Origin of the sequence: Aeromonas sp. sif2416 (assembly GCF_019218665.1) — a bacterium.
Lineage (GTDB): Bacteria > Pseudomonadota > Gammaproteobacteria > Enterobacterales > Aeromonadaceae > Aeromonas > Aeromonas encheleia.
Map to the genome: position 1 here is coordinate 124,574 of NZ_JAHUXC010000006.1, position 11,723 is coordinate 136,296.

The 11,723-nt window shown below is 62.4% G+C and carries 13 protein-coding genes; 5 read left to right on the forward strand and 8 right to left on the reverse strand.

Annotation, left to right across the window (positions count from 1 at the left end):
* Positions 1-54: 54 nt before the first annotated feature.
* Positions 55-954 (reverse strand): chemotaxis protein, encoded by a 900-nt coding sequence (locus KW821_RS13255; RefSeq protein WP_042654200.1) that lies wholly within the window; start codon positions 952-954, stop codon positions 55-57.
* A gap of 143 nt (positions 955-1,097) precedes the next feature.
* Positions 1,098-1,793 (reverse strand): hypothetical protein, encoded by a 696-nt coding sequence (locus KW821_RS13260; protein ID WP_042654323.1) that lies wholly within the window; start codon positions 1,791-1,793, stop codon positions 1,098-1,100.
* A gap of 39 nt (positions 1,794-1,832) precedes the next feature.
* Between KW821_RS13260 and KW821_RS13265 the strand changes: the two genes are divergently transcribed.
* Positions 1,833-2,039: a YheV family putative zinc ribbon protein gene (locus KW821_RS13265; RefSeq protein ID WP_033130616.1), complete on the forward strand. Its 207-nt coding sequence runs from the start codon at positions 1,833-1,835 to the stop codon at positions 2,037-2,039.
* A gap of 222 nt (positions 2,040-2,261) precedes the next feature.
* Positions 2,262-2,903 (forward strand): peptidylprolyl isomerase, encoded by a 642-nt coding sequence (locus KW821_RS13270; RefSeq protein ID WP_042654199.1) that lies wholly within the window; start codon positions 2,262-2,264, stop codon positions 2,901-2,903.
* A gap of 66 nt (positions 2,904-2,969) precedes the next feature.
* Here the strand turns inward: KW821_RS13270 and KW821_RS13275 are convergent, their stop codons facing one another.
* The gene (locus tag KW821_RS13275; protein WP_025328072.1) at positions 2,970-3,185 is read right to left on the reverse strand and encodes a SlyX family protein; all 216 of its coding nucleotides are present in this window, start codon (positions 3,183-3,185) and stop codon (positions 2,970-2,972) included.
* 14 nt (positions 3,186-3,199) lie between these two features.
* The gene (locus KW821_RS13280; protein ID WP_218291773.1) at positions 3,200-4,168 is read right to left on the reverse strand and encodes a WD40 repeat domain-containing protein; all 969 of its coding nucleotides are present in this window, start codon (positions 4,166-4,168) and stop codon (positions 3,200-3,202) included.
* 119 nt (positions 4,169-4,287) lie between these two features.
* Here KW821_RS13280 and fkpA point away from each other — a divergent pair, with 119 nt between their 5' ends.
* Both fkpA and KW821_RS13290 read left to right on the forward strand, forming a co-directional pair.
* A complete protein-coding gene (gene fkpA, locus KW821_RS13285) occupies positions 4,288-5,094 on the forward strand; it encodes an FKBP-type peptidyl-prolyl cis-trans isomerase (RefSeq protein WP_042654197.1) in 807 nt (268 codons plus the stop codon).
* A 148-nt stretch (positions 5,095-5,242) separates the two neighbouring features.
* On the forward strand, positions 5,243-6,646 hold the full coding sequence (locus tag KW821_RS13290; RefSeq protein ID WP_218291774.1) for a sigma-54 dependent transcriptional regulator: 1,404 nt from the start codon (positions 5,243-5,245) through the stop codon (positions 6,644-6,646).
* 160 nt (positions 6,647-6,806) lie between these two features.
* On the opposite strand, the gene KW821_RS13295 is transcribed toward KW821_RS13290, so the two are convergent.
* The 3 genes from KW821_RS13295 to KW821_RS13305 all read right to left on the reverse strand — a co-directional run bounded on the left by KW821_RS13295 (position 6,807) and on the right by KW821_RS13305 (position 8,683).
* A complete protein-coding gene (locus KW821_RS13295) occupies positions 6,807-7,676 on the reverse strand; it encodes a tetratricopeptide repeat protein (protein WP_218291775.1) in 870 nt (289 codons plus the stop codon).
* A 113-nt stretch (positions 7,677-7,789) separates the two neighbouring features.
* Complete coding sequence (locus KW821_RS13300) at positions 7,790-8,125, reverse strand: hypothetical protein (protein ID WP_042654195.1); 336 nt, start codon at positions 8,123-8,125, stop codon at positions 7,790-7,792.
* Positions 8,126-8,341: 216 nt separating this feature from the next.
* Entirely contained in the window at positions 8,342-8,683 is a 342-nt protein-coding gene (locus tag KW821_RS13305; RefSeq protein ID WP_218291776.1) for a DUF2956 domain-containing protein, read from the reverse strand.
* Positions 8,684-8,941: 258 nt separating this feature from the next.
* Here KW821_RS13305 and ushA point away from each other — a divergent pair, with 258 nt between their 5' ends.
* Entirely contained in the window at positions 8,942-10,612 is a 1,671-nt protein-coding gene (gene ushA / locus KW821_RS13310) for a bifunctional UDP-sugar hydrolase/5'-nucleotidase UshA (RefSeq protein ID WP_042654193.1), read from the forward strand.
* Positions 10,613-10,807: 195 nt separating this feature from the next.
* On the opposite strand, the gene KW821_RS13315 is transcribed toward ushA, so the two are convergent.
* A complete protein-coding gene (locus KW821_RS13315; RefSeq protein ID WP_218291777.1) occupies positions 10,808-11,659 on the reverse strand; it encodes a Tim44 domain-containing protein in 852 nt (283 codons plus the stop codon).
* Positions 11,660-11,723: the final 64 nt, after the last annotated feature.

An 11,723-nucleotide genomic window follows, 5' to 3' on the forward strand; every position in this document is an offset into this window, starting at 1 on the left:
GCTCTGGCTCTAAGTAGCGGGCGGCGAGCCTCTGCTCTCTGCTCGCCGCGGTGGTCAGGCGGGCAGGCGGTCGTGGTGCTCGGCGCCGCGCAGCATGGCCTGGATCAGTTCGTTGGCCTCAAACTTGGTCAGCGCCTCATGGGCCCCGACCTGATGGGCCCGCTCCACGCTGATCTCGCTGGAGAGGGAGGTGTGCAGGATGATGTAGGCCTCCGCCAGCTTGGCGTCGCTCTGCACCTCGAAGGCCAGCTCGTAACCGTCGAGCCCCGGCATCTCGATGTCGCTCACCAGTATGTCGATGGGGCTGCCCTGGCCGACCCTGGCCTGCATCAGGCTGAGGGCATCGCGCCCGTTGGTGCACACCTCGTAGGGAATGTTGATGTAATCGAGGGCCGCCATCAACTGGCGGCGGGCGACGGAGGAGTCGTCCACCAGCAGGATCCGCATTGGCTTGAGCCGCTCGCGCTGCACATCGGTCAGCACGGGATAGAGATGGCTGGGATCGTCCGGATAGACCCGAGACAGGATCAGCTCCACGTCCAGCAGCTGGATCAGCTGCTCGCCCACCTTGGTCACCCCGGTCACGAACACGTTCTGGCCGAGGGAGGGGGGCGGCGGCTCTATGTCACGCCAGTTGCACTCGGTGATCTTGTCGATGCCGCGCACCAGGAAGCCCACCAGGGTGCGGCGGCAATCGGTGATGATGATGAAGCACTGCGCCATCTCTTCCCTGGCGATGCGCCTGTAACCCACCGCCATCGCCATGTCGATCACCGGTATGGTGGTGCCGCGCATGCTGGCGGCACCCAGCACGGTCGGGTGCGAGTGCGGCATGGCCGTGAGCTGGGTGTAGGGAACTATCTCCTTCACCTTGAGGGTACCGATGGCGAAGGATTGTCGGGCAGAGAGGTGAAACAGCAACATGCCCTGGGATTGGTTGGCCTTGCTCGTCATGGCGGATGTCCTGTTGAACTAAACGGTGGCGGTCGGCTTGGCATTCAGCATAGAGGATGATGAAAGCAATGAGCTGCCTGTTATTAACGGCCGTTGGTCATGAAACTGGATCGCTTTCACCATTTTTTGTTTCCTCATCCGGCTTACTGGGCGGGCTGCTGTGACAGGGTGTCGAGCGCCAGTCCGAGCCAGCGTTGGCAGGCACCGTCCAGCGCCGTTTCATCCCCATAGCCGAGCTTGGCCAGCACCTGAGCGGGCTTGCTGCCGCTTCTGAGCAGACGCACCGCCTGCAGCAGCTGCCACTGGGGGCGCAGGGCATCGGCCGCCAGGGCCGGATCCTCGATGCCGCGCTGGGCGAGGCAGGCCTGCCAGGCCGCATCGCCGTCCGCCTGCCCACTCGCCAGCGCCCGCCAGGCGGCCTGCAGCGGTTGATCTGCCTGCGACTGGATGGGGCAGTATTGCAACTCGTCGAGGATGACCTGCAGGCGATGACCGTGGGCGCCCTGCCAGTCGATGGGCCTAGACCAGTTGGCCAGGCTGTCCAGCAGGGCATCCATCAGCGGGGTAGGCTGCAACCAGCCCGCCTGGGCGGGTTGGGCCACTCGCAGGGAGCAGGTCAACCGATCGTAACGGCAGCCCGCCAGGGGCGTGAAGGCGGCGAGGGCATCGGCGCAGAGCCAGAACTGCTTGCCCGCCGTCAGCAGCAGCTCATGGGAGCCGAGTCTCAGCAGCGCCGCTCCCCGGGTGACGCGCAGCAATTGACCCAGGGGGGAACGTTTGCGGGCACCGACCTGCAGATGAGGCGTGGAAAAATGCTGATATTCGATGGCGTGATGCATGTAAAAACCCTGATATGATGCTGCCTGGAGGTAACACAAATGGAAACCAGACGTAAAAAGCGCTTCATTGCCGGTGCAGTTTGCCCGGCGTGCGGCAAGATGGACACCATGATGCTGTATATGGAGCATGGAGTCGAGAAGGTGACCTGTGTCGACTGTGGGGATACCCAGGTGCAGACCCAGGCCGAGGTAGACAAGGCCACCCGCGAGGCCGAGCAGGTGATAGGGGTGTTCCGCCCCGAGTAAAGGCGAGCCGGATGGCCGGAGTGGCCGAGGCCATCCGCGAGGCCAAACCTGGGCTCTGGCTGTTGAGTCCCGAGTGAGGGGCTTCCTTATATACCCGGGGTGCGACGAGGCTCGTTTTGGACTGCTGACTTTTTCAGCATGCCGGAGCGGGGCAGATCATATGCTTGGCCACCTTTTTGAGGTATTCTGGGCCCGTTTTTTTCTATCCGCAGGATCCCTGACATGAAAGTAGCTCCCCTGAGCGTGGTTACGCTGGAATACACGGTCACCGACGAACACGGTGAAGTCATCGACACCACTGTCGGTAAAGAGCCTCTGGTGTATCTGCACGGTACCCGTTATCTGGTCGCCGGCCTCGAAGCCGAGCTGGAAGGTCGCAGCGTGGGCGAGGCGTTCGACGTCACCCTGACGCCGGGCCAAGCCTACGGCGAGTATGACGAGACTCTGGTGCAGGAAGTGCCCGGCGAGCTGTTCGATGGCATGGAAGTGTCTGAAGGGGATACTTTTGTTGCCGAGACCGACGATGGCCACCGTCCGGTGACCGTCATCGAGGTCTCCGAAGAGTTCATCAAGGTGGATGGCAACCATCCGCTGGCCGGTGTGACCCTGGGCTTCAAGGTCGAGATCCAGGACGTGCGTGCCGCGACCGCCGAAGAGCTGGCCCACGGCCACGTTCACGGTGCCGGTGGCTGCGGTCACGATCATGGCCATGACCACGATCACGACCACGGTGATGACCATGGCCACGGCGGTTGCTGCGGTGGTGGCCATGGCCACGATCACGGTCACGACCATGGTGAGGAGAAGGGCCACGGCGGTTGCTGCGGTGGTGGCGGTTGCGGTGGCAAGGGTCACCAGCACTGAGTTCAGCCTCTGGCTCGATAAAAAAACCCGCGTCTATCGCGGGTTTTTTTATGGGCCGGCAGCGGCTCAATAATGGGGCGGTGGCGTCTCTTCGGCCATGCTGGCGATCTGGCTGGGTTGCACGCTCTGCAGCTTGTCCACCAGCAGCTGGATCTGGTGCTTGAGCCGATCGAGTTCACGGCCCTGGGTGGTCACCTCCTCATTGAGTTGCTCCACCGTGTATTCGGCATAGGCGAGACGGCTTTCCAGGGTCTCGAGGCGATCGTTAAGTTGCTGACTCATGGGCCTTTTGGTCCTTACTTGATTGTCCAGATTTCGGCCAGGCCACTGGAACTGGCGCTGACGAGGTGACTATTGTCGCGCAAAGCCACGCCGTAGACCACAGCGCTCGGCGGTTTCACCTTGGGATGGGGGGAGACGCGCCAGCTCTGCAGCAGGCTGCCGTCGCTGACCCGCCACAGGGAGAGCTGGCGGGAGGGGGCGCCGGTGATGAGCCAGTTGCCGTCGTTGGCGAAGCGGGCGCTGGTATGGACCTCGAAGCGGTGATCAAAGCGCAGCCGGCTCACTTCTTTACCAGTCTTGAGATCCCAGATGCTGGCCTGGCGGCTGTCGGCGGTGAAGGCGAAACGCCCGGCGGGATCGAGCCTGGCCATCACCACCCTGCCGCCGTGGTTGAAGCGCCACACTACCTGCCCGGTGCGGGTGTCCCACAGGTAGGCGCTGTAGTCGTTGCCGCCGGTGAGGGCGTAGCGGCCATTGGCGGAGAGATCCACGGTGTTGACCTGCTCGGTGTGGCCGAGAAACTGGATCCTGCGCCCGCTCTGGGTATCGATCAGCTCGGCCTTGCCATCTTCGCGGCCGATCAGCACCTGGCGACCGTCCGCCGAGAGTGTCGCATCCCTCAGGTTGGATTCAGGAAGCGAATAGTAGCCTTGGGACTGGCCATCTTGCAGACGCCAGATGGCGAAGCGGTGCTGGGAGGCGGTGATGGCGTGGCTGTCATCCGGCGAGAAACGGGTGAGGGTGACGAAGTCGTTCTGGTCATCGGACTGGCGCCAGCGCCAGCGCTCCTTGCCCTGTTCCAGGTCCCAGACGACGGTGCCTTGGCTCAGGCCGGAGACGATGGCCAGCTTGCCGTCAGCGCTCAGATCCGCACTCAGCAAGCCCTGGTTGGCGACGCGGATCTGCTGGCTAGGAGGGGGGCTCTGTTCGCAACCTGTCAGCATCAGACAAATAGCGATGAGATAAATGGCACTTTTGATCATTTTTCCTGTCTCATGCTTTCGTTACCTGCGATCACGGCGTTAGTATAAGGCGCTTATCACGATAAACCTCTCATTTCACGAAGGAACCGAGAGCGGTATTTAGAGTTTTGGAGAAACTGATGAACAATTTTCTGAAGGTGTCCCTGTTGGCTGCGGCCGTTGCCGTAGGTCTGACTGCTTGCCAAAAAGATGAGAAGCCCGCTGCGAACACCGCAGAGGTCAAGGCAGAAGCCAGCAAGCCGGCAGAGGCCCCCAAGGCTGAAGCCAAGAGCTTTGAAGAGCAATCCGGCTATGCAATTGGCCTCTCCATGGGTCGTTATATCGCCAATACGCTGGAGCGCCAGCAGGAGCTTGGCATCAAGCTGGACAACTCCGTCATCCTCAAAGGGGTGACCGACGGTCTGGGCAAAGACGCCAAGATGACTGACGAGGAGATCCAGAAGGTTCTGCAGCAGTACGACGCCAAGATCAACGAGTTGACCAAGGCCAAGGCTGACAAGGATGCCGTGGAAAACCAGAAGAAGGGTGAAGAGTACCTGGCCGCCAACGCCAAGAAAGAAGGCGTGAAGAGCACCGAATCCGGCCTGCAATACCTGGTCGAGAAGATGGGTGACGGCGCCAAGCCGAAGGCCACCGACATCGTCAAGGTACACTACACAGGTACCCTGACCGATGGCACCAAGTTCGACAGCTCCGTCGACCGTGGCGAGCCGGCGACCTTCCCGCTGAATCAGGTGATCCCGGGCTGGACCGAAGGCGTGCAGCTGATGCCGGTCGGTTCCAAGTTCAAGTTCTTCCTGCCGTCCAAGCTGGCCTATGGCGAGCACGGTGCAGGCTCAATCCCGGCGAACGCCGTGCTGGTATTCGACGTCGAGCTGCTGGCCATCGAGAAGCCGGCTGCCGAAGCCGACAACACCAAGAAATAAGCAGGATACTGCACAAAAACGGCTCCTCAGGGAGCCGTTTTTACTTGTGTCGCTCGCCACCGGCGGGAGAAAGAGGCTGGCCGCGGCTTGAGTGTGTGGCGTCTAGCCCCCAGAATAGACAACAAAATCAATCGCAAGGATGGATCCCGTGGCTGAAAGCAAACCTCGCGTCCTGCTGGTGGAAGACACCCGCAGTCTGGCTGTCGTCTATGAACAGTACCTGGCCCAGGATGGCTATGAGGTGCTGCTGGCCGACTGTGGCCAGCAGGCGCTGGCGCAGCTGCTGGCCAGCCCGCCGCCGGTGGTGCTGCTGGATCTGGAACTGCCCGACATGTCCGGCATGGAGATCCTGCAGCAGATCACCGAGCAGCAACTGCCCTGCTCGGTGGTGGTGATCACCGCCCACGGCTCGGTGGACGTGGCGGTGGAGGCGATGCGCCACGGGGCCTTCGACTTCCTGACCAAGCCGTTCGATAGCAAGCGGCTCTGTGCCACCGCCCGCAATGCCCTGACCCATCAGCAGCTGAGTTCGCTGGTGGCCCAGTACAGGGAGAACTTCGAGCGCAGCTCCTTCGCCGGCTTCATCGGTGCCTCCATGCCGATGCAGGCGGTGTACCGCATCATAGAGAGCGCGGCGCCGAGCAAGGCGACCGTGTTCATCACCGGCGAGAGCGGGACCGGCAAGGAGGTGTGTGCCGAGGCCATTCATCAATGCAGCCCGCGCCGGGAGCAACCCTTCATCGCGCTCAACTGCGCCGCTATCCCGCACGATCTGATGGAGAGCGAGATCTTCGGCCACGTGAAGGGCTCCTTCACCGGCGCCCAGGGGGATCGCAAGGGGGCAGCCAGCCTGGCCGACGGCGGCACCCTGTTCCTCGACGAGATCTGCGAGATGGATCTCGACTTGCAGAGCAAGCTGCTGCGCTTCATCCAGACCGGCACCCTGCAGCGGGTCGGCAGCGGCAAGCTGGAGACGGTGGACGTGCGTTTCGTCTGCGCCACCAACCGGGATCCTCTGGTGGAGGTGAAGGCGGGGCGTTTTCGGGAGGATCTCTACTACCGCCTGCACGTGATCCCCCTCAGCCTGCCGCCGCTGCGCGAGCGCGGCGAGGACATACTGCTGCTGGCGCGCGACCTCCTGCTGCGTTATGCCAAGGAGGAGAACAAGCGCTTCCGGGATTTCGATGGCGATGCGGTGCGGGTGCTGCTCGATTACCCCTGGCCCGGCAACGTGCGCGAGCTGCAGAACGTGGTGCGCAACATAGTGGTGCTCAACGACAGGGAGTGGGTGAGCACGGACATACTGCCGCCGCCCCTCAACGGCCGCCGGGGCGGCCCGGTGCCGCTGGCCGCCGCGACCCAGGCAGACGCGAGCGTCCCCACGCCGCTCAATGCCCCCATCCGCCCGCTCTGGCTGGTGGAGAAGGAGGCCATAGAGCAGGCCATCGCCAGCTGTGATGGCAACATTCCCAAGGCCGCGGCCCTGCTGGAGATCAGCCCCTCCACCATTTATCGCAAGAAGCAGAATTGGGAAGAGGCGAACCAGCTCTGAAGAGCTGATTGAAGATCAGCCGCTCAACCTCTATCTATCGCAAGAAGCAGGGCTGGGAAGAGGCGAGCATAGCCTGAGGCGGGGGCGGGATGGCATCCGTCATCCTGGGCAGATGCGCTTGTGTGCGGGGCGGCCAACTGGCCGCCCCGCTGTGTTATTGCTAGAGCTTGGCGAGGCGCTTGAGCCTGGCCAGCCGCTCTGCCTCGTTGGCCTGCAGCCAGCGATCCTGTGACAGCAGAAACCAGGCGCGGGCAAAGTATTCGGTCACCGCAGGATCATTCAGCGCCAGCGCATTCTCCCCCAGCTCTTCAAACACATAGCCATCCTCGGGGACGCCGGCTGCGGCCATGTCGTCCCGCAGTTGCGTCAGCTCGGCCATGGCCCGCTCATGTTGGTCCTGGGCCCGACTCAGCCGCGCCAGGCTCCAGCGGGCGATGAAGGCCTTGGCCTGGTTGTTGTGCTGCTCGTGCCAGGCCAGGCATTTTTGCTGGCAGACGATGGCCTCGTCAATGCGGCCCAGCTCGAACAGGGTCCAACCCTGATTGTTGTAGAGGGTGGCGAGCCAGCCGCGCACCCGCTTGTCCTGGCTGCGCTCGGCCAATGCCATCGCCAGCTGATGCCAGCGGCTCTGTTCTTCCAGCGGGGCGGCGATGGCCACCATGTGGGCCGCATCGATGGCCAGATAGCGCTCCTCGTGCTTCACTCCCTGCTGCCAGGCCTGTTCAAACAGGGCTCTGGCACGGGCCTTGTCGCCAGCGGAGTTGAACGTCCGCCCTCGCTCCAGCAAGGCGCGAAGGCGGGCCCGCGGGGTGGCATCGGTGAGGCGGGGTTCTATCTCGTCGAGCAGCCGATGGGCCTGGTCGAACTGGCGTTGTAGCGAATGGGTGCGGGCTATCTGGGTGAGCAGCTCCAGCTCGTACTGCAGGTCGGCGGCAGCGCGCGCCTCAGGCAGCAGTGCTTGAAAACGCAGGGCGGTGGCGGCGGGATCTTGATAATCCCACTGCGCCATGAAATCGGGTGCATTGTCCATCAGGCCTCCTTGCCGGTTATCCGCCCACCAAGATGCCGGCAGGCCATTGTTTGTACAAGAGGCGCCCATCACAGGGCGCCTCTTGGTCCGTCAGATATCACCACTTTCTGCCGTCAATACACCATGGCCAGGCTCATCAGCATCAGACCGAGGGCGGCGAAGGCGCCCTCCTTGATGGCGAGGCGGGGCACCAGCGCCTTGGGCAGCGCCGGGAACAGGCAGAGTGCGAAGCCAAGCCCCGGCATCAGCCAGTGAAAGCCCGGGCTGCGCAGGGCCGGGTCGGCGGCGCCATTGATGACGATGAGCAGGATGAACAGGGTGAAGGCGGGCAGGATGAACCAGCGGGCGCTGCCGGCCGCGACGGCCCGCAGCGGCGAGATGCGATAGAGCACCAGGGTCACGATAAACAGTACCAGGGGGGCCAACAGATAGAGCGGGGCCGGGTTCATGATAGAGGGTCTCCAGACGGTGGATGAGTGGGGCCGAGTGCCTCATCGTCCTGCCGGTGGCGGCAGGCAGGCGTGGCCTCGGCGCTGCACGGGGCAGGGACAGCGCGGCCCCAGGACGATGGGAGGCGGGATTTAATCAGCCGGCGCGGGACATGACCAGCCTGTCGGCCCCAGGCTGTGAAGCCGATCCCAGGCAAACCTTTGCCTGGGGCGGGATCAGCGCAGCCAGAACCAGGCGGCGGCAAAGCCCAGCCAGCTCAGCAGCAACAGGATCCAGGGCAGGGGATGCTGGCGGGAGACCTCGATCAGCTCGATCTCATGGGTCTCTTCCTCCTGCTCGCCCTGCTGCGGCTGTTTCGCCTTGGCCTGCAGCTTCTTCTGGCGGCTGGCCTCGCGGGCCCGTGCCTTCATCTGCTTCTTGTATTCGTCGACCCCCTTCTGGATCCCCTGGGCGATCAGCTGGGTCTGCTCCTTGGTCTGGCCCGGCTTCTGGTTGGCGCGGGCGATCTTCATCGCCTCTTGCTGGGTCTCGGGGGAAATTTTGTCGTACTTTGCCATTCACGGCTCTCCTTGGCATCGATTGGCGGAAAGTATGCCATAACTGCGCCGCTCAGGCTGCCATCCCGGTGCGCGACCCACTCGGCAGGGCGGGAAAGACGATCGAAATATCAGAATGAGAAAGCAAGTTGCGCAGATGATCACATTTAGCGGAATTTGTGAGTCACCGATGAAAAAGCGTCACATGTTGTTTGTTATATTACCGCCCGACCTAATGGCTTGGGTCGTCCAATAACAAAATAACAAGGTGATATGGAAATGAATTATAAATTTGTCAAAGGAAGTGTCGCACTGGCTGTGCTCGCCGCGCTGAGTGGCTGTAATACCTCCAGCAATGAAAGTGTCGCCCCCTGCAGCGAGAATGTCTGCAAACTCACCGTCCTGCATACCAACGATACCCATGGTCGCTTCTGGCACAATGACAAGGGTGAATATGGCATGGCGGCCCAGAAGACGCTGGTCGAGCGTCTGCGTGGCGAGGCCAAGGCGGCCGGCAGCGAGGTGCTGGTGCTCTCCGGTGGTGACGTGAACACCGGGGTGCCCGAGTCGGATCTGCAGGATGCGGAGCCGGACTTCATGGCCATGAACAGCATTCGCTACGATGCCATGGCCGTGGGCAACCACGAGTTTGACAACCCCCTGACCATCCTGGAGAAGCAGCGTCAGTGGGCCAAGTTCCCCATGATCTCCGCCAATATCTACGACAAGACCAGCGGCAAGCGCTACTTCGACCCCTACAAGGTGTTCAAGCTGGAGAATGGCCTCAAGGTCGCCGTGCTGGGGCTGACCACCGAAGACACCGCCCAGCTGGTGGATCCCAACAACGTCCAGACCCTGGAGTTCCGCGATCCGACCACGGAGGCGGCCAAGCTCGGCAAGCAGATCCGTGCCGACAAAGAGGCGAACCTGGTCTTCGCCATCACCCACATGGGTCACTACGAGGATGGTCAGCACGGCAGCAACGCCCCTGGCGATGTCGAGATGGCCCGTGCGCTGCCGGCCGGCACCCTGGACGCCATCATCGGCGGCCACTCCCAGAATCCGGTCTGCATGGAGCCGGGGACGGTGAACAAGTATGCCGACTTCAAGCCGGGTGACGACTGCCTGCCGGATCAGCAGAACGGCACCTGGATCATGCAGGCTCACGAGTGGGGCAAGTATGTGGGCCGCGCCCAGTTCGACTACCAGAATGGCAAGCTGACCCTGACCAGCTATGAGCTGATCCCGGTCAATCTCAAAGACGCTGGGGGTGCCTTCATTCAGGAGGAGATCACCAAGGATCCCGAGCTGTACAACACTCTGCTCACCTATCAGGAGAAGGGTCAGCAGGAGTTGGGCGTGGTAATTGGTTCCACCGACGGCCTGCTGGACGGTGAGCGTGCCAATGTGCGCAACAAGCAGACCAACCTGGGTCGCCTGATCACCACCGCCACGGCGCAGAAGCTGAGCACCGACTTTGCCATCGTCAACTCGGGTGGGGTGCGTGCCTCCATCGCCGCCGGCGACATCAGCTATCGCGACGTGCTGACCGTGCATCCGTTTGGCAACACGGTCAACAAGGCGACCATGAGCGGCAGCGAGCTGGTGACCTATCTGGGCCAGGTGGCGACCAAGACAGTCAACACCGGTGGCTATGCCCAGTTTGGTGGCATCAAGATGGCGGTGGATTGCCAGGCCAAGAGCGTGACCATCACCAGCGTGGGCGGCAAGGCGTTCGATCCGGCCGCGGTCTACAGCTTTGCCATCCCGAGCTTCAGCGCGGCCGGTGGCGATGGCTATCCGAAGATCAATACCATCAACGCCGGTCTGGTGGATGCCGGGGTATTGAAGGAGTATATCGAGGCGAAGAAGACCATACTGGTGGCCGATTATCAGCCAGCCGGCGAGGTGAGCTATGTTAATTCCGCCTCGCTCGATGGCTGTAAATAACGACAGGGTCCTGCACCCATAAAGCGAAAGAGGCAGCCCAGGCTGCCTCTTTCATATTTATGATGTCACCCGGCTCGGCGGTGAGGCAATATTGGCGAGCTGTCATGGTGGCGCCGGAATAACGTCTTCTATATTTAGTGCCAATAAAAAGGCGACCCTGAGGTCGCCTTTATCATGCTTGCCGGATGGGAGCGCTTACAGCTGCTCGATACCGGCGATGTGCCAGGGGGCATTGTCCTTGGCCAGGTTGCGCTCGAGGTGCCACACCTCTTTGATGTCTTCCTCGACCTGCTCCTGACGGTCCATGTAGCGACCGCTGAAGCGCACGCTGACCTGGGCCCAGTCGCTGCCGTAGTCGGCGCGTACCAGCTGGGTGTCCACATACATGACTTCGGTATGCTGCTCACCGGTCAACTTGGCACGCTCGGCCTTGAGCTGTTCGAACAGCTCCGGGCTCACGTACTCGCGTACCTTCTCCAGATCGTTCTTGTTCCAGGCCTCTTGCAGGGTGCGATAGTGATCGCGCGCGCCGGACAGGAAGCCATTCATGTCAAAGCCGGGAGGCAGACGGAACGGCACGTCACTGTCGGCGAAGCCGGTCGCCTGCGGAGCACCGTGGCTCTGCTCGAACTGCTGGGGCGCGACCGGGGGCTGATAACCCGCATAGGCTGCCTGTGGCTGGGCCGTCGCCGCCTTGTTCTTGCGCAGGGTGCGCAGCAGGAAGACGGCACCCAGGGCCAGCAGGGCGATCAGCAGCATGTCCATGCCCTGCAGACCTTCGAATGCGCCGCTACCCAGCAGGTAGGCGAACAGGCCGCCGGCCAGCAGGCCGCCGAGCAGGCCGCCCATCATGCCGCTCTTCTTGGGCGCCGCGGCCAGGGTCGGGTTCTTACCGTTCACCGGTGCGGCGGTTGGAGCCGGTTGGGCCGGCGCCGTCTTGTAGCTCTTGCCAAAGGATCCGCCGCCACCAAATTTCTTGGCTTCGGCTATGGGTGCCCCGAGGCCAATGGCCAGGATCACGGCAAACAGGGTCAGCATCTTTTTCATTTTGACTCTTTTCACTCTCATGTAGGTGGGGGCATGCTCTGCTTGTGCAAGCTCAGCGAGGCGC